The sequence below is a fragment of the Paenibacillus flagellatus genome (assembly GCF_003217775.1).
Classification (GTDB): Bacteria; Bacillota; Bacilli; order Paenibacillales; family NBRC-103111; genus Paenibacillus_AB; species Paenibacillus_AB flagellatus.
The window spans coordinates 105,826-128,484 of record NZ_QJVJ01000018.1 but is presented as its reverse complement, the minus strand read 5'-3'; the positions used below and the strand labels follow the sequence as shown (position 1 = coordinate 128,484).

17 protein-coding genes and 4 tRNA genes are annotated in these 22,659 nt (G+C 59.6%); 20 read left to right on the top strand and 1 reads right to left on the bottom strand.

The genetic code is table 11. The features are described from left to right. The first annotated feature begins 8 nt into the window (after positions 1 to 8). From DLM86_RS29245 to DLM86_RS29155, 19 genes are all read left to right on the top strand, one after another. On the top strand, positions 9 to 1,388 hold the full coding sequence (locus DLM86_RS29245; RefSeq protein WP_110843609.1) for an LLM class flavin-dependent oxidoreductase: 1,380 nt from the start codon (positions 9 to 11) through the stop codon (positions 1,386 to 1,388). A 12-nt stretch (positions 1,389 to 1,400) separates the two neighbouring features. Then, positions 1,401 to 3,665, top strand: a complete 2,265-nt coding sequence (locus tag DLM86_RS32560; protein WP_211326603.1) for an SfnB family sulfur acquisition oxidoreductase — start codon at positions 1,401 to 1,403, stop codon at positions 3,663 to 3,665. A gap of 27 nt (positions 3,666 to 3,692) precedes the next feature. Further along, positions 3,693 to 4,196 carry a GAF domain-containing protein gene (locus tag DLM86_RS29235; RefSeq protein WP_110843593.1) on the top strand — a complete coding sequence of 168 codons (504 nt, stop codon included), beginning with the start codon at positions 3,693 to 3,695 and terminating at the stop codon, positions 4,194 to 4,196. Continuing rightward, positions 4,193 to 5,644, top strand: a complete 1,452-nt coding sequence (locus tag DLM86_RS29230; protein WP_110843592.1) for a 4-hydroxyphenylacetate 3-hydroxylase family protein — start codon at positions 4,193 to 4,195, stop codon at positions 5,642 to 5,644. Before DLM86_RS29235 ends, DLM86_RS29230 begins: the two co-directional genes overlap by 4 nt. Before the next feature lie 41 nt (positions 5,645 to 5,685). Then, positions 5,686 to 6,831, top strand: a complete 1,146-nt coding sequence (ssuD, locus tag DLM86_RS29225; protein WP_110843607.1) for an FMNH2-dependent alkanesulfonate monooxygenase — start codon at positions 5,686 to 5,688, stop codon at positions 6,829 to 6,831. A gap of 229 nt (positions 6,832 to 7,060) precedes the next feature. Next, positions 7,061 to 7,135, top strand: a tRNA-Gly gene (locus DLM86_RS29220). A 6-nt stretch (positions 7,136 to 7,141) separates the two neighbouring features. Then, positions 7,142 to 7,218, top strand: a tRNA-Arg gene (locus DLM86_RS29215). A gap of 23 nt (positions 7,219 to 7,241) precedes the next feature. Next, a tRNA-Pro gene (locus DLM86_RS29210) sits at positions 7,242 to 7,318 on the top strand. A 22-nt stretch (positions 7,319 to 7,340) separates the two neighbouring features. After that, a tRNA-Gly gene (locus DLM86_RS29205) sits at positions 7,341 to 7,414 on the top strand. Positions 7,415 to 7,583: 169 nt separating this feature from the next. Continuing rightward, entirely contained in the window at positions 7,584 to 10,379 is a 2,796-nt protein-coding gene (gene ppc / locus DLM86_RS29200) for a phosphoenolpyruvate carboxylase (RefSeq protein WP_110843591.1), read from the top strand. A 152-nt stretch (positions 10,380 to 10,531) separates the two neighbouring features. Beyond that, on the top strand, positions 10,532 to 11,443 hold the full coding sequence (locus DLM86_RS29195; RefSeq protein ID WP_245954994.1) for a DMT family transporter: 912 nt from the start codon (positions 10,532 to 10,534) through the stop codon (positions 11,441 to 11,443). 35 nt (positions 11,444 to 11,478) lie between these two features. Further along, positions 11,479 to 12,051, top strand: coding sequence for an RNA polymerase sigma factor SigW (gene sigW, locus DLM86_RS29190; protein ID WP_110843605.1), 573 nt, complete (start codon positions 11,479 to 11,481; stop codon positions 12,049 to 12,051). Between the two features lie 92 nt (positions 12,052 to 12,143). Continuing rightward, positions 12,144 to 12,749: a zf-HC2 domain-containing protein gene (locus DLM86_RS29185; RefSeq protein ID WP_110843590.1), complete on the top strand. Its 606-nt coding sequence runs from the start codon at positions 12,144 to 12,146 to the stop codon at positions 12,747 to 12,749. Positions 12,750 to 12,977: 228 nt separating this feature from the next. Continuing rightward, a complete protein-coding gene (gene cdaA, locus DLM86_RS29180) occupies positions 12,978 to 13,799 on the top strand; it encodes a diadenylate cyclase CdaA (protein WP_110843589.1) in 822 nt (273 codons plus the stop codon). Continuing rightward, positions 13,792 to 15,126, top strand: coding sequence for a CdaR family protein (locus tag DLM86_RS29175; RefSeq protein ID WP_110843588.1), 1,335 nt, complete (start codon positions 13,792 to 13,794; stop codon positions 15,124 to 15,126). The genes cdaA and DLM86_RS29175 overlap by 8 nt, the downstream gene beginning before the upstream one ends. A 57-nt stretch (positions 15,127 to 15,183) precedes the next feature. Further along, positions 15,184 to 16,524, top strand: a complete 1,341-nt coding sequence (gene glmM / locus DLM86_RS29170; protein ID WP_110843587.1) for a phosphoglucosamine mutase — start codon at positions 15,184 to 15,186, stop codon at positions 16,522 to 16,524. A 648-nt stretch (positions 16,525 to 17,172) separates the two neighbouring features. Then, positions 17,173 to 19,002, top strand: coding sequence for a glutamine--fructose-6-phosphate transaminase (isomerizing) (glmS, locus tag DLM86_RS29165; protein ID WP_110843586.1), 1,830 nt, complete (start codon positions 17,173 to 17,175; stop codon positions 19,000 to 19,002). Between the two features lie 406 nt (positions 19,003 to 19,408). After that, positions 19,409 to 20,365 carry an RNA polymerase sigma factor gene (locus DLM86_RS29160; RefSeq protein WP_110843585.1) on the top strand — a complete coding sequence of 319 codons (957 nt, stop codon included), beginning with the start codon at positions 19,409 to 19,411 and terminating at the stop codon, positions 20,363 to 20,365. Between the two features lie 27 nt (positions 20,366 to 20,392). Further along, complete coding sequence (locus DLM86_RS29155) at positions 20,393 to 20,743, top strand: VOC family protein (protein ID WP_110843584.1); 351 nt, start codon at positions 20,393 to 20,395, stop codon at positions 20,741 to 20,743. A 259-nt stretch (positions 20,744 to 21,002) separates the two neighbouring features. Here the strand turns inward: DLM86_RS29155 and DLM86_RS29150 are convergent, their stop codons facing one another. Next, a complete protein-coding gene (locus DLM86_RS29150) occupies positions 21,003 to 21,407 on the bottom strand; it encodes a VOC family protein (protein WP_110843583.1) in 405 nt (134 codons plus the stop codon). A gap of 333 nt (positions 21,408 to 21,740) precedes the next feature. Here DLM86_RS29150 and DLM86_RS29145 point away from each other — a divergent pair, with 333 nt between their 5' ends. Next, positions 21,741 to 22,613: an aminoglycoside 6-adenylyltransferase gene (locus DLM86_RS29145; protein WP_110843582.1), complete on the top strand. Its 873-nt coding sequence runs from the start codon at positions 21,741 to 21,743 to the stop codon at positions 22,611 to 22,613. Positions 22,614 to 22,659: the final 46 nt, after the last annotated feature.

Here is a 22,659-nt window from a genome sequence, read left to right as displayed (position 1 = left end):
ACCCGTTGGTGGCAAAAAAAATTCACCTGAATGCGTTCGAGATGAATTGCGTCGGTCATTTGGCGCACGGGCTGTGGCGGCATCCGGACAACAACCGGCACCGGTACACCGATCTCGACTACTGGACGGAGCTTGCGCAGCTGCTGGAGCGGGGCAAATTCGACGCGCTGTTTCTGGCGGACGTCGTCGGCGTCTACGACGTCTACAAGCAGGGAGACGAGACGGCGCTGCGCGAGTCGGTCCAGCTGCCGTGCAACGACCCGTTTTTCGTCGTTCCGCCGATGGCGCTCGTGACGAAGCATCTCGGCTTTGCCGTGACGTTCTCGACCACATACGAACACCCATTTGCACACGCGCGCCGCATGTCCACGCTCGATCATTTGACGAAAGGGAGGATCGCTTGGAACGTCGTCACCTCGTACTTGCCGAGTGCCGCGCGCAACTTCGGGCTGGACCGGATGGTGCGCCACGACGAGCGGTACGAAATCGCGGACGAATATTTGGAGGTCGTCTACAAGCTGTGGGAGAGCAGCTGGGAGGACGACGCGGTCGTACGGGACGTGGAGACGCAGACGTACACCGATCCGGACAAAGTGCATACGATCGATCACGAGGGCCGCTACTTCCGGGTGCCGGGGCCGCATCTGAGCGAGCCCTCCCCGCAGCGGACGCCGGTCCTGTATCAGGCCGGCACCTCGGTGAGAGGGCGCGCGTTCGCCGCCAAGCATGCGGAGGCGGTGTTTCTCGGGGGCGGTACGGTGGAGAAGCTGCGCGAATATGCGGCGGATATCCGCCGGCAGGTGCGGTCGTTCGGGCGCAGTCCGGACTGTCTGAAGCTGTTCGCGGGCGTATCCGTCATCGTCGGACGGACGAAGGAGGAGGCGGAGCGCAAGTACGAGGACTACAAGCGGCTGTACAGCGTGGAAGGCGTGCTGGCCCATTACGGCGGTGGAAGCGGGTATGATTTGTCCGCATACGATCCGGACGATTACTTGGACTACGTAGAGACCGATCATGGGCGGACGTCGGCCGCCCAATTCACGAAGCATAGCCCGACGAGGAAAAAGGTCCGGGAAGTGATCGAAACGCTCGGGACAATCGGAGGGCGCGGCTTGTTCGTCGCCGGCACGCCGGAGGAGGTCGCCGACAAGCTGCAATATTGGGTGGAGGAGACCGGCATCGACGGCTTCAACGTGACGCAGTTCGTCTCGCCGGGGACGCTGCGCGACTTCGTCGAGCTCGTCGTTCCCGTGCTGCAGCGGCGGGGGCTGTTCCGGGAGGAATATGAGGAGACGACCTTGAGGGAACGCTTGTTCGGGGGTGGTGTCGTTCGACTGCCGGACGATCATCCGGGGGCGCGGTACCGCCGATCCGCATCGCCGATTTAAGGAGGATGAACGATGTCGATTCAGCTTCACAGCATACCGGCCGTACGCGAGCTCGCCCCGACGGCGCTCGGCCTCGCCTGGCAGCTCGGCGAGCTGCGGGCGGACGCCAGAAGGCGCGGCGTCGCGCTTGAGCTTGCGGCCGATCGGAGCGGGCTGCGCGTGCGAGTCGGCTCGCATGCGCCGTTCGAGCTCCGCTGCGACGACGCGTACGCGGCCCTCCTCGCGCTGGCCGGCGGCGAGCCGCGGACGATCGTCGGCATCGCCGCGGTCGATCGGCGCGACCGACTGCTCGTCCGCCCCGACTCGGCGCTCCGCTCGACGCGGGATCTGCGCGGCGCCCGGCTCGGCCTACCGAGCCGGCCCGGCGGCGCGTTCGGCGACCCGCGGCGCGACGCCGCCGTCCGGCGCACGGAAGCGGCGCTGCGCGCGGTCGGTCTGACGCGCGGCGACGTGCGCTGGCTCGACCTGCCCGCGGCGGCGGACGAGGCGGAGGCCGCGGGGCGCCTCGCGCAGGCGCTGTACGTCGGCGAGGCCGATGCGGTGTACGCCGGCGGCGCTGCGGGCTGCGCGCTGCAGGCGGCGCTCGGCCTTCGCGCGCTGGACGGCTTCGCATTCGCCGCCGAGGCCGATGGCCGGGCCGAAGGGGCGGTCGAGCCGCCGTTCGACCGGGCCGTGCTCGTCTTCACGATCCCGGCCGGGCTCCCGCCCGAGCCGCTCGCCGAGGCGGACCGGATCGTCGCCCATATGCGGCAAGCGGCGGAATGGGCCCGGCATCGCCGGCTCGAAGCGAATCGGCTGATCGCCGAGGAATGGGGCATCGCCGAACGGTCGGTCGAGGAGGCCCATGGCGACCGGCTGCACGCCCAGCTCGATCCGGAACCGACGGCGGAGAAGCTCGAGCTGCTGGAGCGGTTCAATCGGTTCATGCGGGCGAGGGGCTTTCTGGAGCGGGATATCGACCTGACCGCCGCGACGGATCGCACCCGGTACGAGTCGGCGCTCGCGATCGTGAAGGAAGGCGGCGTCGAGGCGCCCGGCGACGAAGCGGTATCGCCATACGCCGTAGCGGACGTCCCCGCCGGCTTCTTCACCGACCGGAAGCGGGCGAAGGTATTGTCCGGGGACGAGGAGGCGATCGAAGCCGCCAAGGCGTACGCCGAGTCGATCCGGGACGGAGCGAGCCGCCGCGACCGGTACCGGGAGCTGCCGTTCGAGCCGCTTCGCCGGCTCGGCGAGAGCGGGCTGCTCGGGCTGGTCGTGCCGAAGGCGTACGGCGGGCCCGGCGTCTCGACCCGGACGCTGACGGAGGTGTTCAAGCTCATCTCCGCCGCGGACGGCTCGCTCGGGCAAATTCCGCAAAACCATCATTTTTTCGTCAAAACGGTCGAGCTGGTCGGGACGGAGGAGCAGAAGCGGTTTTTCTTCGGCGAAGTGCTGAAGGGAGCGCAGCTCGGCAACGCGCTGGCGGAGCGGGGCATCCGCAGCTTGAAGGAATCGAGGACGCGGATCGAGGCGGACGGAGCGGGCGGCTTCCGGTTGTCGGGGAGCAAATATTATTCGACGGGAGCGCTGTATGCGCATTGGATCCCCGTTACGGCGATGGATGAAGAGGACCGGCGGGTGACCGCGTTCGTGCCTCGCCATGGCGAAGGCGTCGAAGTCGTTGACGATTGGACGGGGATCGGCCAGCGGACGACCGCGAGCGGCAGCGTCATTCTTCGCGGTGTCCGGGTGCCGGAGGCGCACGTTTTGCCGCATTGGCGCATTTTCGAGAAGCCGCAAATCTTTTCCGCGTTCGGTCAAATCATGCATGCCGCGATCGACGTGGGCATCGCCCGGGAAGCGCTTGCGGACGCGGCCCGCTTCGTCCGGGAGAAAACCCGCCCGGCGTTCAAAAGCGGCTATGAGCGCGCGTCCGACGACCCCGATCTGATCCGCCGGTTCGGCGAGCTCGGCATCCGGCTTCATGCGGCCGAAGCGCTTCTCGAGAAGGCCGCCGTATTGATCGACGAGGCGGAGCTCGATTTGAACGAGGAAACGGCCGGCAAGGCGACGCTCGCCGTCGACTCGGCCAAATATGTCGCCACCGAAGTCGCGATCGAGACGACGAACGCGCTGTTCGAGGTGGCCGGAACGTCGTCGATGGACCGGAAGTACAATCTCGACCGGCATTGGCGCAACGTGCGCATCCATACGCTGCACGATCCGGCGCGGCTGAAGCTGCATCATGCGGGAAGCTGGCATTTGAACGGCACGTACCATGTGTATAACGTTTGAGACAAGAGGAGCGTGAGGGCCGATATCATGTTCGTCAAGCACCATTACAAGGGGACCCGCGAGGACAACTACGAAACGGTGATCCGCCAATTGGTCGGGCTCGTGGAAGGCGAGCCGAACCGCGTCGCCAATCTCGCGAACGCGGCGGCGCTGCTCAACCAATTTTTGGACGACATCAATTGGGTCGGCTTTTACGTGCTCGAGGGCGACGAGCTCGTTCTCGGGCCGTTTCAAGGGCTTCCCGCCTGCATCCGCATTCCGGTCGGCCGCGGCGTGTGCGGTACGGCGGTAAGCCGCGGCGAGACGATCGTCGTCGACGACGTGCATCGCTTTCCCGGCCATATCGCCTGCGACGGCGCGTCCAACTCGGAAATCGTCGTCCCGCTTCGCAGCGGGGGGCGTATCGTCGGCGTCCTCGACATCGACAGCCCGCAGATCGCCCGATTCGACCGGACGGACGCGGACTACTTGACCCGGTTCGCGGAGACGCTCGGCCGATACTGGGAGCAAGGAAGCGGGGCGGCGGGATGACGGCGGCATCGCGGGGACAGACGTTTATCGCCGGATTGAACGACGGCCGGAACGTATGGCTCGGAGGGGAGCGGGTGAACAATCTGCCCGCCCACCCGGCATTTCGGGGGACGCTCGCGACGATCGCCGGGCTGTTCGACATGCTGGACGATCCGGGGACGCGGGACGAAATCGGGTACGCCGTTCCGGAAACGGGCCGGTATGCGCACGGCTCGTTCCTCGTCCCTTATACGCCGGAGCATATCGCGCGCCGCAGCGGCGCCTTTTCCCGTTGGGCGAAAGAAACGCACGGGGTAATGAGCCGGCTGTCGGATTACGCCCGATCGATGGTGACCGGCTGGTACGGCGCGAGGGCGCAGCTCGCTCGGCTGGACGACCGGTTCGCGGACAAAATCTCGATCTACTATAAAGAAGCGCGCGACCGCGATCTGTTTTTGACGACGTCGCTGCTCGACCCCCAGATCGACCGGTCGAAAGGGCTGACCGACAAGAAGATCGCGGAGCGGTATTTGCACGTCGTGAAGGAGACGAAGGAAGGGATCGTGCTGCGCGGCGCCAAAATGATCGCGACGGGAGCGCCGTATACGCACGATTTCCTCATCTTCTCGTTCCACCGGCTCCCGAACGAGCACGGGAAGCACGCTCATGCGCTCATCGTGCCCGCGAACAGCGCGGGCCTGCACATCGTCTGCCGGGAATCGTTCGCCGACGCGCGCGTACGGGACCATCCGCTCAGCGCCCGCTACGATGAAATGGACGCCGTTCTGCTGTTCGACGACGTGCTCGTTCCATGGGAGCGGGTGCTGCTGTACGGCGATGCGGACGCCGTCTGGCGGCTGCGGACGAACCGGACGGCGAACGGACTCGCGTTCCATCAGACCGTCGTCCGCTTCGTGGCGAAGCTGGAGTTCGTCGCGGGGGTCGCCTTCGCCATCGCGGATGCGATCGGAGTCAACGGCTTCCTGCATATTCAGGAGAAGCTGGGCGAGCTGTTGACGCAAATCGATACGATGAAGGCGCTGCTGCTCGCCTCGGAAGTGCGGGCCAAGCCGGACGAAACCGGCGTGCTCGTCCCGGAATCGTCCTTTATCGATACGGCGCGAAGTCTCGGTACGACCTATTATCCCCGTGCGATCGATATTTTACAGCAAGTCGGCGGAGGCGGCTTCGTCCAGACGCCGTCGACTTTAAGCGAATTCGGCGGACCGATCGCCCGGCTGCTCGAACTGTATTTCGAAGGGGCCGGAGTGGGGGCGGAGAAGAAGGTGCAGCTGTTCAAGCTGGCCTGGGATTTGATCGGCAGTCCGCTCGGGTCCCGGCATGAGCTGTACGAACGGTTTTACGCGGGCGACCCGGTACGCGCCTTCGCCGGACAGTACGTGGCCGCGGATAAGGAGAGGCTCACCGATCCGGTATGGAAGCTGCTCCGCGACGTTCACGGATCGTGAATCGTCGGATGGACGATAGAGAACGAAAGGACGGGACGATGATGAACATTTTTTGGTTTATTCCGACGCATGGGGACAGCCGGTACCTCGGAACGAGCATCGGTGCGAGGGCGGTCGACTTTCCGTACATGAGCCAAGTCGCAAAGGCGGCCGACAGCTTGGGTTTCGGGGGCGTGCTGCTGCCGACCGGCAAATCGTGCGAAGACGCATGGGTGACGGCCGCTTCCTTGATCCCGGTGACGGAGCGGCTGAAATTTCTCGTGGCGATTCGCCCCGGCTTGATGTCGCCCACGCTGTCGGCCCGCATGGCGTCGACGTTCGACCGGCTGTCGGGCGGCCGACTCCTGATCAACGTCGTCACCGGCGGCGACCCCGCCGAGCTGAAGGGCGACGGCGTCTTCTTGTCCCACGACGACCGGTATGCGCTGACCGACGAATTTTTGACGATATGGAAAAGCGTACTGCGCCGGGAGACGACGTTCTCGGGCGAATATTTGAAGGTGGAGAACGGTCAGGTGCTATACCCGCCGATCCAGTCGCCGCATCCGCCTCTTTACTTCGGCGGCTCCTCGGAGGCGGCGCTCGACGTGGCCGCCGACCACGTCGACGTGTACTTGACTTGGGGCGAGCCGCCCGAGCAAGTGGCCGACAAAATCGCGCGGGTAAAGCGGATCGCGGAGGAGAAAGGGCGCAAGCTCCGGTTCGGTATCCGGCTCCATGTCATCGTGCGCCGTACGGAGGCGGAGGCGTGGGAAGCGGCCGAAGATTTGATCCGCTACTTGGACGAGGATACGGTTCGTGCGGCGCAATCCATCTTCGCCCGTTTCGATTCGGAAGGGCAGAAGCGAATGACGCAGCTTCATCTCGGCGACCGCTCCTCGCTTGAGGTCAGCCCGAACTTGTGGGCCGGCATCGGGCTCGTGCGCGGCGGAGCGGGTACCGCACTCGTCGGCGATCCGCAGACGGTTGCGGATCGGATGAAGGCGTACGCCGAGCTCGGCATCGAGACGTTCATCTTGTCCGGCTATCCGCATCTGGAGGAGGCTTACCGGGTCGCGGAGCTGCTGTTTCCGCTTCTGCCGGTCGACGCTCTCCATAAGGCGCCGGCGGACGGTCGGCGTGCGTTCGTCAGCCCGTTCGGCGAGATGATCGCCAACGACCGGATTCCGGCGAGGGCCAACGGCTAACAGCGGGCGCAACCGGGAATCGTCCTCGGACCGTCGTCCGGGGACGGCTCCTCGCCGCGTCAACCGCCTCGAACGGCTGGTAAAAATTTTTTGTAAAAAGGATTTGCATTCCGGTTCAAAAACTGTTATTATAACACTTGTCGCTAAATTGTCGGTGCATCCCAAGCGGTTCCGATCGCGATCGGGCCGGGCGACCGTGCCGGTGACGACAAGCGGCAGCAACCCATATGCGGACGTGGCTCAGTGGTAGAGCATCGCCTTGCCAAGGCGAGGGTCGCGAGTTCGAATCTCGTCGTCCGCTCCATAAGATGTGCCCTTAGCTCAGCCGGATAGAGCGTTTGACTACGAATCAAAAGGTCGGGAGTTCGAATCTCTCAGGGCACGCCATTTCTTTTTTTTCTAACGCATCACGGGACGTAGCTCAGCTTGGTAGAGCACCTGGTTTGGGACCAGGGGGTCGCATGTTCAAATCGTGTCGTCCCGACCATTTTTGCAAATTGAATCGTTATGCGGGTGTAGTTCAATGGTAGAACTCCAGCCTTCCAAGCTGGTAGCGTGGGTTCGATTCCCATCACCCGCTCCACCATAACCATAAGACCGAGAGGTCTTTTTTTGTGTATACGGATGACATAAGGTTTGCGATACCCCGCACTCGTTTGCGGGTAATGAACATAGAAGAAGTGAACTTTTATCGCGTTAAAGCAGGAATGTCGTGAAATTTGGCGAATGGGTTAAGGATGGAGGGAAACATTATGACTGAAGCGACTATCGAAGCGAACCAAGGCAACTCGAGCCATCATCTGCTGCGTCGGGACGTACGCTTTTTGACGACGATTTTGGGCGAGGTGCTCATTCATCAGGGCGGGCAGGAGCTGCTCAGCCTGGTCGAGCAAATCCGCGAGATGAGCAAGACGCTCCGCGCTTCCTCGGAGCCGGCGCTGTTCCAGGACTTCAAGACGATTATCCGCACGCTTAGTCCGGAAAACCGTCACAACGTCATTCGAGCTTTCGCCATTTACTTCCAGCTCGTCAACATCGCCGAGCAAAACCATCGGATTCGCCGCAAGCGCGATTACGACCGGTCGACGGAGATGAACATCCAGCCGGGCTCGATCGAAGGCATTATCGCCGAGCTGCGCAAGAGCAACGTGCCGCCGGAGGAAGTGCAGGACATTCTCGGGACGATTTCGCTCGAGCTCGTCATGACGGCGCATCCGACCGAAGCGACGCGGCGCGTCGTTCTCGAAATTCATCAGCGGATCGCAAGCGACGTGATGAAGCTGGACAATCCGTCCTTGACGAACCGGGAGCGGGAGCAGTTGCGGGAGAAGCTGGTCAGCGAGGTGCTGACGCTGTGGCAAACCGACGAGCTTCGCGACCGGAAGCCGACCGTTTTGGACGAAGTGCGCAACGGCTTGTACTACTTCGACGAGACGTTGTTCGACGTCCTTCCGGAAGTGTATCAAGAGCTGGAACGCTGTTTGCATAAATATTATCCGGATACCGAATGGAACGTGCCGACGTTTTTGCGCTTCGGCTCCTGGATCGGCGGAGACCGCGACGGCAACCCGTCCGTGACGGCGAAGATTACTTGGGAGACGCTGACGATGCACCGCCAGCTCGCGCTCCAAAAGTATGAGCAGCAGCTCGTCCGGCTCATGAACCATCTCAGCTTCAGCACGAACATCGCGAACGTGTCGCCGGAGCTTCTCGCCTCGATCGAGACGGACAAGGAGCATATTCGGCTGAAATCCGAGGACGTCTGGCGCAACGACAAAGAGCCGTACCGGATCAAGCTGACCTATATGGTAGAAAAAATCGTCAACACGCAATCGAACGCCGCCCGGAACAGCCGCGCCAAATACGCGTCGCCGGCCGAGCTGCTCGACGATTTGCGGCTGATCGACCGCAGCTTGCGCAATCATTACGCCGATTATACGGCCGATATTTATATCCGCAAGCTGATCCGTCAAGTGGAGCTGTTCGGCTTCCATCTCGCCGGCTTGGACGTTCGCCAGCATAGCAAAGAGCACGAAGCCGCGATGAACGAAATTTTGAAACGGATGAATATCGCCGACAATTACGCGGCGCTGTCCGAGCAGGAGAAGATCGAGCTGCTGGCCGGACTTCTGAACGACCCGCGCCCGCTGATGTCTCCGTACTTGGAGTATTCCGAATCGACGATGGAAGTCATCAACGTCTACAAGACGATCAAGGCGGCCCAAGCCGAATTCGGCCCGAAATGCATCACGACATACTTGATCAGCATGACGCAGGGCGCAAGCGATCTGCTCGAGGTCATGACGTTCGCGAAGGAAGTCGGACTGTACCTCCGCGACGCGGACGGAACGGTACGCTGCACGCTGCAGCCGGCTCCGCTGTTCGAGACGATCGACGACCTGCATGCGGCGCCCGGCATCATGGATACGCTGTTCAACATTCCGGCGTACCGCGACAGCATTCCGGACTTCAACAACATCCAGGAAATTATGCTCGGCTATTCGGACAGCAACAAGGACGGCGGCGTGCTGACCGCCAACTGGGAGCTCCGGGTCGCGCTGCAGGAAATTACGAAGGTGGCGAAGCGCCACAACGTGAAGCTGAAGTTTTTCCACGGACGGGGCGGTGCGCTCGGCCGCGGCGGCATGCCGCTTAACCGGAGCATTATGGCCCAGCCGCCCGAGACGATCGGCGGCGGTATCAAAATTACGGAGCAGGGCGAGGTGCTGTCCTCCCGGTACGCCCTGAAGGGGATCGCGTACCGCAGCTTGGAGCAGGCTACGTCCGCGCTCATCGCGAGCGCCCGCCTGGCGAAGCATCCGAAGCAGGACGAAAACGAGCGCGAGTACGAAACGATCATGCGGTCGATTTCGGAGCAGTCCCAGACGAAATACCAGGATCTCATTTTCCGCGATCCGGATTTTTATCAATTTTTCAAGGAATCGACGCCGCTGCCGGAAATCGGCGAGCTGAACATCGGCTCCCGCCCGGCGAAGCGGAAAAACAGCGACCGGTTCGAGGATTTGCGCGCCATCCCGTGGGTGTTCGGCTGGACGCAAAGCCGGTATCTTCTCCCGGCCTGGTACGCGGCGGGCTCCGGTCTGCAGACGTTTTACCAAGGCAAGCCGGAAAACCTGCAAAAGCTGAAAGAAATGTACGCGAACTGGTCGTTCTTCCGCTCGATGATCGACAATTTGCAAATGGCGCTCGGCAAGGCCGATTTGCTGATCGCGCAAGAATACGCCCAAATGGCGAGCAACCGGGAAGCGAGCGCGCGCATTTTCGGGCAAATCCGCTCCGAGTACGCGCTGACGTCGCAGCTCATACTGGAAATTACGGGGCAAAAGGAAATACTGGATAACCAGTCGGTCATCCAGGAATCGATCCGGCTGCGCAATCCGTACGTCGATCCGCTCAGCTACTTGCAGGTGCAGCTGCTGACCGAGCTTCGCTCGAAGCCGGAAGGGTCGGAGGAAACGGCGGAGCTGCTGCGCGAGGTGCTGCTGACGATCAACGGCATCGCCGCCGGCCTGCGCAATACGGGCTGATCCGGTCCGCCAATCGAATATCGAATCGAGCAAAGTCGGGAGACGTTTCCGTGGCGGAACGTTTCTCGACTTTTTTCGTAAAAAACGGTACAGTTATACTAAATGGTAGTAGGCGCGGATAATGCGCCCGTACTTGCGGGGAGTGACAACCGTTGAAGCAATCGGCATCGAGATGGCTCGCCGCCGCGCTGGTGCTGCTGGGCGCCGCCAGCTACGGGATGCTGTCCCCGTTCATCAAAATGGCTTACGAGCGCGGGTTCAGCGGCGTACAGGTGAGCGCGAGCCAAATAACGATGGGGACGGTCATTTTATGGCTGCTCGTGCTAACGAACCCGAAAGCGTGGGCGAACCCGTTCCGCCAGTCTTGGATCAAGCTGTCGCTCGTCGGCATATTCGGCCTGGCGCTGACGACGTTCTTCTATAATATCGCGCTGTCCGAGCTGGACGCGTCGCTCGCGATCGTTCTGTTATTCCAATTTACGTGGATCACGATTTTGATGGATTGCCTCCATGGCCGAAAATGGCCGAAGCCCCAACAGCTCGTCGCGGTAGGATTGGTCGTGGCGGGCACGCTGCTGGCCGTTAATTTGTTCGATGCCCGTATGACGGATGTGAGTCCGCTCGGCGTCGCGTTCGGGCTGTTGTCCGCTTGTACGTACAGCTTGTTTCTGTTCGCGGCCGGCAAAGTGGAGACGACTCTTCATCCGGTCATGAAATCGGCGGTCATGCTGACGGCGGCGCTGCCGGTCCTGTATGCGATCAACCCGCCGCATACGATATTCGGCGCGGACACGGGCTCGCTGCTGCTGTGGGGGGCGCTGCTCGGCCTGCTCGGATCGGTGCTGCCGACGGTGCTGTTCAACATCGGCATCCCGAAGATCGGCAGCTCGCTTGCGGCGATGCTCGCTTCGATGGAGCTGCCGGTGGCGGTGACGGGGGCGTTTTTCATATTGGGCGAACGGGTCGTTCCCGCGCAGTGGGCGGGAATGGCGTTGATACTTCTCGGCATCGTCGTATCGGAGGCGAAGCTTCCGGCGTCAGACAACCGGGCTGACGACGGATAGACGACGCAAGGCGTACCGGGATGGGAGGAATGTCGGTGAATTTTGTAGAGACGAGGCTGGCGAAGCTGGCCCGCAACGGCGACCGCCGCGCATTCGGCGAGCTCGTCGATTTGTACAAGGATAAGATTTACCATCTCGCCTACCGGATGCTGCATAACGTGCAGGAGGCGGAGGACGTCGTGCAGGAGACGTTTTTGCGCGTCTACACGAATTTGAACCGGTACGACGAGACGCAGAAGTTTTCGACTTGGATTTACCGGATCGGGACGAATTTGTGCATCGACCGGCTGCGCAAGCGCAAAGCTTCCTATTCGCTGGACGCGGAGGTGAACGACAGCGAGGGCACCGATTGGTATTCGATGCTCGCGAGCGGAGACCGTTCGCCGGAGGGGGAGCTGCTTCTGTCCGAGACGCAGGAGCAGGTGCGACGCGCGATCGATTCGCTTCCGGAGAAGTACAAGTCGGCCGTGATTCTCCGGTACATGCACGACATGTCGCTGCAGGAGATCAGCGAGGTGCTCGATATGCCCGTGACGACGGTCAAGACGCGCGTGCATCGCGGCCGGGAATATTTGCGCGACCGGCTCGAAAAAGAATCGCTGCTTTAATCGCGGATCATGAAACGGATTCGATGCTTGCACGTATTGTACATTACGAGACACTATGCGAACCGAAGGTAAGGAAAGGAGTGGCACGAAGTATGAACTGCAAGGAAGCCATCCTTTTGATGCACGACTATTTGGACGGTGAACTCGCCGGGGCCGAGGCGGCGGAGCTGAAGAAGCATATGGCCGCATGCCCGGAATGCCGGCAGCGATACGCCAAGCTGGAGCGCGCAGGCATGCTGATTCGCTCCCTGAAGCCGGCCGCGCCGCCGAGCGGGCTGACGACGGCTTCCATCATGCAGAGCTTGCCGGCACCGGCCAAGCGCGTCGCCTGGACGAGATGGCCGCGCCGCCATCCGGCCGCCACGGTCGCCGCCGTGTTCTTCATGGTGATGCTCGGCAGCTTCCTGTCGATGTGGAATCAGGATACGCAGCTCGCGCTGCAGGGCGACCTCGACCAAGTCGTCGTCAAAGGACATACGGTCGTCGTGCCCGAAGGGCGGACCGTCGAAGGCAATCTGATCGTGGAGAACGGTCAGGTCGAAGTGCAAGGCAAGATTAACGGAAACTTGGTCGTGATTGACGGCAACTATGCCCTCGCCTCGACCGCGCAAATTTCCGGAGAGATCCAGAGCGTGAACCAAGCCGTCGAATGGCTGTGGTTCAAGGTGAACCAATTCATTTCCCTTTTCGCCAAATAGAGCCGGACGCCGCCGCGAATCGATTTCGCCGCCGTTTACGGTTTCTTTTTTTTGTCGATATACGTAGAAAGAATCGGCCTCCCGACTTTCGCCGAAAGGGAGGTTTTTTTCTGAAAATATGGTATGATTTAAAGAAGGCGTATCGATCTCGACACGGCCGCCGTAACCCGCATGCGGGTTGTTGCAACCAGACAGAGAGGCTCCTGACGGGGCCATGGGGGAACGGGCATGGAACTGTTGACCGAAATCCGGATTAAAGATATTGTGGACATCCTGATCGTCAGCTATGTCATTTATCAACTGATTTTGCTTATCCGCGGCACGCGGGCCGTCCAGCTGCTGCAAGGCATCGTGGTGGTCGTCCTGACGTGGGCGCTCAGCATATGGTTCAAGCTCAACACGCTGCAATGGATGATGAACCAAATGTTCACGTTCGGCGTGTTGGCGGTCATCATCATCTTTCAGCCGGAGCTGCGGCGCGCCCTCGAGCAGCTCGGACGGGGTAAGCTGTTCAGCCGGTCGTCGAACGACGAGGAGCAGGACGTGACGCACCGCATTTCGCATATATTGAAGGCGGTCAATCATTTGTCCAAGCGGAAGATCGGCGCACTCATCGTATTCGAACGGGAAACGGGGCTGAACGATTATCTCGAGTCGGGCATTCCGCTCCAATCGCAAATCACATCGGAGCTGCTGATCAACATCTTCATTCCGAACACGCCGCTGCACGACGGGGCCGTCATTATCCGCGGCAACCAGATCATGGCCGCCGGCTGTTATTTGCCGCTGTCGGAAAACCCGTTCATCAGCAAGGAGCTAGGCACGCGCCACCGGGCGGCGATCGGCATGAGCGAGGTGTGCGACGCGATCTGCGTCGTCGTATCGGAAGAAACCGGACAAGTCTCGCTGGCGCTGAACGGCCAAATCGTCCGCGACATCAAGGACGAATCGCTCGTCTCGAAGCTGTTCGAGGAACTGCGCCCGAAGGCGAAGGCCAAGGAGAAGACTCCTTTCTGGAAGCGGAAAGGAAGGGAGAAGCAGCATGGATAAATGGCTTCGCAATACGAATGTCGTCAAAGTGATCGCGCTCCTTCTCGGGATTTTGCTGTGGGCGGTCGTCCGGCTGGACGAAAACGCCACGACCGGCAACGGCTTCTCGACGACGCAGGAACGTACGATTTATAATGTAAAGGTAACGCCCCTATACGACGATACGAAATTCCATATCCAGTCGATGGACCCGACGGAGGTCATGATCCGGCTGGAGGGCAAGGAGTCGGCGCTGAAGAAGCTGAGCACCGACCAGTATCAAATCGTGGTCGATTTGACCGACGCCAAGGTCGGGGAGAATACGCTGTCGCTTATCGCGAAAAACTCGCCGTCCGGGGTCAAAGTATCGATCTTCCCGCCGTACGCGAAGGTCGTGCTGGAGGAGAAGCAGACGAAGGAAGTGCCCGTCACCGTCAATCTGATCGGCAACCCGGCGAACGGGTTCAAAGCCGGGCAGCCGGTGGCGAAGCCGAACCGCGTCCTGCTCACGGTACCGAGCGGCTTGATGGACGAAGCGATTACGGTTCGGGCCGACGTCAACATCGAGAACGCGCAGTCGGCCGTGACGAAGCAGGCGAAGCTGGTCGCTTTGGACAAGAACGGCAAGGAGCTGGCCGTGACGATCAGCCCTCCCGTCGTCGACGTCGAGGTGCCGATTACGCAGCCGTTCAAAAAAATGCCGCTGCAGCTTAAAGTGATCGGCGAACCCGCCTCCGGCTTCGGCGTGGCGGCGTTCCAGCCGTCCTTCGACCAAATTACCGTCTACGGGCCGCAGGAGCTGCTCAACACGCTCGACTTCTACGAAGGGCCGCAGATCGATTTGACCGGAGTTAAGGCGGATCAGACGTTTACGCTCGATATTCCGTTGAAAAACCGGATTACGCTCGTCGATCCGGCCAAGGTCGAGGTCAAGGTGCAGATCGTGCCGTCCGAGCGCAAGACGCTCGAGCAGGTGCCGATCACCATTATCGGACAAAACAACGAATACGATACGAAAATCAAAACGCCGGCAGGCGGTACGGTGAACGTAACCGTCGAGGGGGCGCCGGCGACGCTCGCGAAGCTGAGGCCGCAGGACGTGCAGGCGATCGTCGACGTCAGCAATCAGCCGCCGGGCGAGCATGCGATCCAAGTGAACTTGAATTTGCCCCAATTCGTCAAAAAAGTCGATGCGAATCCGCAGGCGGTCGTCGACATTACGGCGAAGGCCGGCCAGCAGGCCGCCGGCGCCGGACAAGTGCAGACGCCGGTTCAGTCGACGACGCAAACGCCGGTTCAACCGCAGACCCCGGCACAAACGCAAACGCAAACGGAAAAGCAGCCGTAACAGCCGCGTCCCATGGGACGCGAAACGAGGAGCTGTCATAAGGAGAGGAACGAACGAATGGGAAAATATTTCGGAACGGACGGGGTACGCGGTGTCGCCAACTCGGAACTGACCCCGGAGCTCGCTTATAAAATCGGCCGCTGCGGCGGCTATGTCTTGACCCAGCACGCAGAGAAGCCGGTCGTCCTGATCGGACGCGATACGCGCGTATCCGGCCCGATGCTCGAGGCGGCGCTTGTCGCCGGCCTGCTGTCGATCGGAGCGGACGTCGTCCGGCTCGGCGTCATCTCGACGCCGGGAGTCGCTTACTTGACCCGGACGATGGGGGCGGATGCGGGCGTTATGATCTCGGCGTCGCACAATCCGGTCGAGGATAACGGCATCAAGTTTTTCGGCAGCGACGGCTTCAAGCTGTTCGACGAGACCGAGCTCGAAATCGAGCGGCTGCTCGATGCGGCGGCCGACGAGCTGCCGCGCCCGGTGGGCGGCGATTTGGGGACGGCGCATGACGATCCGGAAGCGAAGTACCGGTATACGGATTATTTGAAGACGACGGTACGGCGCCGGTTCGACGGTTTGAAAATCGTGCTGGACTGCGCGCACGGGGCCGCTTACGAGCTCGCTCCGAAAGTTTTCCGTGAGCTGGGCGCGGACGTGCATACGATCGGGGCCGAACCGAACGGGCGCAATATTAACGACCATTGCGGCTCGACGCATCCGGAGAAGCTGAAGGAGGAAGTCGTCCGGCTCGGCGCCCATCTCGGCCTGTCGTTCGACGGCGACGCGGACCGGCTGATCGCGATCGACGAGCTGGGCGAGGAAGTCGACGGGGACTACATCTTGAGCATTTGCGGCGACGCGATGAAGCGCGCCGGGACGCTCAAGCACGATACGATCGTGACGACGGTGATGGCGAACCTCGGCTTTTTCAAAGGGGCGGAGAAGCTCGGCATCCGCGCGGTGCAGACGGCGGTCGGCGACCGGTACGTCATGGAGGAGATGCGCAAGGGCGGCTACAATCTCGGCGGCGAGCAGTCCGGACACATGATCTTCCTCGACTACAACACGACCGGCGACGGCATTCTGAGCGGCTTGCAGCTCGTACAGACGGTGGTGGAGTCGGGCAAGAAGCTGAGCGAGCTGAAAGGCCTTATGCAGAAATATCCGCAGGTGCTCGTCAACGTACGCGTCGCGGATAAGAGCAAGCTGAAGGGCAACGCCGCCATCGAGGAAGCGATCCAAAGCGTAGAGAAGCGGTTTGCAGGCAACGGCCGCGTCCTGGTGCGTCCGTCCGGTACGGAGTCGCTCGTGCGGGTTATGGCAGAAGGGCCGGACAAAGCGTCCGTCGAAGCATATGTGGCGGAAATCGCCGATGTCGTGACGAGGGAATTGGTCTAATTCATTTTTAATATTCGGTACGAATTGTTACGAAATATTAACATTTGATACGTATTGTATCTGAAAACAATCCTCCGGATGAGTATCCGGGGGATTTTTGACGATTGGCGCCCAATTTTCACGAATTTTGCAGGTTGCACCGGTTTGCGAAATTGAATATGATGGTATCATCACTTTGGAATGGAAAGGTGGGCAGGAGTTGTACGGTTTGACAAGCGCCTGCGCTTGCTGCGGCCGCCGGATCGGATAACGGGCGGGCCGGATTTGCATAAGCGAGCGGACGAGGTAGAGGTGTTCGGAACATTCGGCGGGGACCTCTCGGCATGTCGCATCGGGCCGAAAGCGGGAAGGCAAAACGTTCGGGCAACCGGGCGGACAAGATTTCCGCGTGATGCGAAGCAATGGAATGAACGATCGGATCGCGCGCCTTCCGCGTACGGAGACGGGAAGGTTCGGTTAAATGCGGTCCCTGATCGGCTTACGGAACTTATAGATGATTTTGGATTCGCGATTGACCTGCTGCGCTCTTTGAAAACAGGATCGTTGTGTAAAAAATCGTACAGATGTACGTTTCTTTGTCATGCGCAGCCGCTGAAGTTTCGTAAAGAGCGCACAGGTCCACACTACTCATTCGGAGGTATGGAGCCTATGTGCGGCATTGTAGGATATGTAGGAAAGCGGAATTCGCAGCGGATTTTGATCGAAGGGCTGAAAAAGCTGGAGTACCGGGGGTATGATTCGGCGGGCTTGGCGGTATATACGGGCAGCGGACTGGCGGTCAAGAAGTCGCAGGGACGGCTCGCCATCCTGGAGTCGAAGCTCGAGCAGGAGCCGCTCGAAGGGACGATCGGCATCGGGCATACCCGGTGGGCGACGCACGGGAAGCCGTCGGACGTCAACTCCCATCCGCATACGGACAATTCGATGAAGTTTTCGGTCGTGCATAACGGCATTATCGAGAACTACATGACGTTGAAGGAAGAACTGACGGCCAAGGGTCATCATTTCGTCTCGGAGACGGATACGGAAGTGATCTCCCATCTGATCGCCGATCTGTACGAGGGCGATATCGTCACGGCGGTGCAGAAGGCGGTCAAAAAAATGACGGGAGCGTTCGCGCTCGGCGTCCTGACCGAGTACGAGCCGGAGAAGCTCGTCGCCGTACGGCTGGCCAGCCCGCTCATCATCGGGGTGGGCGACGGCGAGAACTTTATCGGCTCGGACATCCCGGCCATCTTGGAATATACGCGGAACGTGTACATTTTGAACGACGGGGAAATGGCCGTTTTGACCCGCGACGGTGTCGATTTGCGGACGATCGAGGGCAACTTTATTTCCCGGGAAACGTTTTATGTCGATTGGGATCTGATGACGGCGGAAAAAGCCGGATTCGATCATTTTATGTTGAAGGAAATTCACGAGCAGCCGAAGGCGTACCGCGATACGATGGGCAGCCGGATCGACGCGTCCGGCGAGCGGGTCGTACTGAACGAAGTGAAGCTGACGCCGGAGCAGATTTGGGACATTCATAACATCCATATCGTCGCTTGCGGTACGGCTTATCATGCGGGACTCGTCGGCAAGTCGGTCATCGAGCAGCTGGCGCGCATTCCGGTCGAAGCCGACGTCGCTTCGGAGTACCGGTACCGCTCTCCGATCATTACGAAGCATACGCTCGTCATCGTCGTGAGCCAATCCGGCGAAACGGCCGATACGCTGGCCGCGCTCCGCGAGGCAAAGCGGTGCGGCGCCCGCGTCATCGCCATCACCAACGTCGTCGGCAGCTCCGTCGCCCGCGAGGCGGACGACGTCATCGTCACGTGGGCGGGCCCGGAAATCGCCGTCGCCTCGACGAAGGCGTATACGTCGCAGCTGATCGCGTTCTACCTGCTCGGTCTCCATCTGGCGCAGACGCTCGGCACCCAGGACGCGGCGGTCATCCGTGAGACGATCGAGGGGCTGAAGAAGCTGCCGGAGCAGGTCGAGGAGATTTTGAACCACGCGGACGATATCAAGCAGTACGCGGAACAGATCGCTTCGCACAAAGACTTGTTCTTCATCGGACGCGGGCTCGATTACGCGGTCGCGCTCGAAGGGTCGCTCAAGCTGAAGGAGATTTCGTACATCCACTCCGAGGCGTACGCGGCCGGCGAGCTGAAGCACGGAACGCTCGCGCTGATCGAGGACGGCATTCCGGTCATCGCGCTCGCGACGCAGGAGCAGCTGCTGGAGAAGACGGTGAGCAACATCAAGGAAGTGAAGGCGCGCGGCGCCCACGTGCTCGGCATCGCTCTCGAAGGCAACCATGAGCTCGGCAAAGCCGTCGACCTCGTCTTCGAAATTCCGCGCACCGTCCCGCTGCTGACGCCGGCGCTGTCCGTCGTCCCGCTGCAGCTGCTGGCGTATTACGCCTCGCTCGCCCTCGGCCACGACGTCGACAAGCCGCGCAACTTGGCGAAGTCGGTTACGGTGGAGTGAGGGGAGGCCGATTAAGGCTGTTGTTCCATTGGTAATTAAAAGTCATATCGGAGTCGAGCAGATTCAGGGTGATATCCTGACATTTGCTCGACTTTTCTTTTAACGATACGTTTAACTTCGCTAAAGCGCTAAAGCGAATGCGACTTTCCGTCCCAAGAATAAGCTGCCGCTAAAACACGAATGTACTTCATCGAAAGGCTTCGATCAGAAGCTTTTCTTATTGCTGGGTTAAGAATTTTTCCGTCCGGTCCGGGACAACTTGTAGTAGGCTGGGGACAAGAACGTATCGCAGATTGCAGTCCAAGAAGGATATATCATGGCGAAAACGAAAAAAATTAATGAACCCATATGGAAAGGCGTCGGATTTTCGTATTTATAATAGATGGGTGTTGAGAGGAGATGAAGCTTGGACAAAACCGACTTGCAACTTCTCGGCGAGAGTACGGTTGACCCATGGGGACGATTCATCGAAATTGTTCGTCCGTTTCGATCCGAACTATGGCATTATTGCAAAAAGTTGACGGGATCGCCGTGGGATGCGGAAGATTTGCTGCAGGATACGTTGCTGAAATCTTTTGCGTCGTTGTCTGCTCTTTCCCACAGGGAGCAGCCGCTTCAAGCCAAAAGTTTTTTGTTCCGCGTGGCAACGAATCATTGGATCGACCAATGCCGCCGCATGAAAGCGAAATTCGTAGAATTGGAAGAGGGGAAGCTGCCTGAGAACGATGCTCCCGATTATTTGGCGGTTGATGAAGCGTTGGAAATGCTGGTCCGGCACCTGACGCCGAAGCAAGCGGCCGTGTTTATCCTGATGGAGTCCTTTTCGTTTACCGCAAAGGAAACTGCGGAGCTGATTTCCGCGACGGAAACTTCGGTACATGCAATGCTGCACCGTGCCAGAGCCAACCTGCGCAAGATGAACGATAGTGGACACGGCAATTCGCTTCATCGGAGCCAACCGCCCCGACCGGCTGTGCGCCCTGAAATCATGCGGCGATTTCTCGATGCGTTCAACCGGAAAGATTTCGTGGAGCTTGCGAACTTCCTTATTAACGAGGCGACGTTTAGCTTCGTTTCGATGAGCAGCTCAGAGTACGGCAAAGATACAATTACGAAAAAATCGCTAAACCCGTACACCGGCACCAAACTTCAGAAAGATCTATTCGTTTACCAGAAATATTTGTGGGGTAGACCTGCCCTAATCATCCTGATCCGGACGGAGAGCGGCATGATGTTGAATAACATCAACACACTGGAGTGGGAAAAGTACAAAATCGCTCGCTGGAACGACTACTCCTTCTGTAGAGATTTTATGAAAGCAGCCGCATCCGAGCTAGGATTGCCGCTTTCGGATATTATTTAAACAACTATATCAATCGAGGTGCCGACCATGAATCGAGTCGTTTTGTTCGAATTGAGCAGCCCGAATCCGGAACTACAAGCTCGATTTTTCTCAACCGTATTCGGTTGGGAAGTGTCCGAGCCGCAGTGGGGCTACCGGTCAGCCAAGACCGGGGCTTCCGATGAACCAGGTATCAACGGCGGCATCGCGCAAGGGCCGGACCATTTTCCGCGGGGCACTCGCTTGCAAATCCAGGTCGATTCCATAGACGATTTATTGGCCAAAGCGGTGGAAAATGGTGCCTCCGTGACGCAGCCGAAAATGGATTTTGGCGATTTTTACATTGCCTATATTGTCGATCCGACCGGTGTTCATTTGGGTCTGATCCAATATAAGTAACTTCTGATAATTCCCCATCTCGAATCAAGCATCAGCAGTCTAAGACAACCTTGTGTTCTCGTCCGAGGCTGCTGCTGTTTTGATTTGGAGCCAGTTTTCTTTTTAGAAGACCGAAGCAGTCTGGCAGCAAAAATGAGGCACCGGCAGACTAGGCTCGGAATAAAGCCGTAGACCGCCGGTGCCTTTGGTTAAACAGCCTTTGGCGCCGAAGAAGTTGTTGTATTCTCCGGAACTTATGCAATGACGATCTAGGTCAAGCTTACTCCGCCTTCGGCTCCGCGGTAATCATCCAGATGACGCCGAATTTGTCCGTGAGCTCGCCGTAGTAGATGCCGAAAGGCTGCATCTCGATCGGATGCTTCACGGTGCCGCCAACGGCAAGCTTGGCGAACGCTTCGGCGGCCTCCGCTTCGGTGGGGTACGCGATCGTCAGGGCGAGGTCGGTTCCATGGGTAACCGGCTCGATGGCATCGGCCATGAAGAGGAAGTTTTCTCCGGCGATAGCGAGACACATATGCATGACTTTATCTTTGAGCTCGTTCGGCGCGCCCGGTAATTCACCATGCGTGCTGACGGACATGATCTCGCCGCCGAGCGCCTGCAAGTAAAATTCGGATTGGGCTCTCGCATCCTCCGAGATGATGTACGGCTTCAATGTTCCCATTGTCCAACATCCTTTCCGCTTGAGTGGTTTCGTACAAGACTACTTTACAGCAGCGGGACCGGCTGCGCTTCTTATGGATTGCTATCTTGATTGTGCCGATTGACGTCGGTGGAAGTGCCGTCCTTTTATTGATAAAATAGTGTACAACTGCCAATGGTTTTCGACTCATTTTAGGATTACGGCCAGTTTTGGGAGGAGGATCCTTACGATGAAAAAGCGGCTGAACAAGCTGTAACCCCCTCGCCGTCACCGATCCGCGCGCATCCGAATACGCGGACCGCCTCCGCTTCTTGCGAGTCGATCTAAAAATAAAAGCTGGAGGTTGGTGCGGGGATGAGAACCGAGCAAGAGATGATGGATCTGTTTTTGAATTACGCCAAGGGTAACGAGCGGATTCGCGCCGTGACGCTGGAAGGATCGAGGACGAATCCGTACGCGCCGAAGGACTGGTTGCAGGACTTCGACATCAGCTACCATGTGACGGACATGGATGCCTTCATCGGCAACCCGTCCTGGATCGACGCGTTCGGCGAGCGAATCCTGCTGCAGACGCCCGAGGATATGGCGATGTTCCCGGCCGAGCTGGGGCGGAGGTTTTCTTATCTGATGCTGTTTGCGGACGGCCGCAAAGCGGATCTGACGCTGATTCCGTTGGACGAAGCGGAGGAATACGTCAAGGAAGACAAGCTGATGACGGTCTTGCTGGATAAGGACGGCGTCTTCCCGGAAGTGCCGCCTCCTACGGATGAGGATTACCGGGTCAAGCGTCCGTCGGCCGAGTTTTTCGCCGATTGCTGCAACGAGTTTTGGATGGTCTCTACGTATGTGGCCAAAGGGTTGTGGAGACGAGAGATTTTGTATGCGATCGACCATCTAAATCAAATTTTCAGGCCGATGCTGCTGAAGATGATCGAATGGAAGGTTGGGCTCGATACGGATTGTTCCGTCAGTATCGGCAAAAACGGCAAGTATTTGGAACGGTTTATGACCGGACCGGACTGGAGAAAGCTTCTGTCCACGTATCGCAACGAAACGTACGAGGACGTATGGAACGCCATGTTTACCGCGATCGAGCTGTTCCGTGCCACCGCCCGGGAGGTGGCGGAACGGATGGGCTTCGACTATCCGGAGGAAGACGACCGCCGGGTTTCGGCCTATCTGATGCGCGTGCGGGATCTGGCTCCGGATGCAACGGAGCTGATTTGAGGATCGGTCGGTCAACCCGGTTGACTTCCGGCTAATAACGGAAATA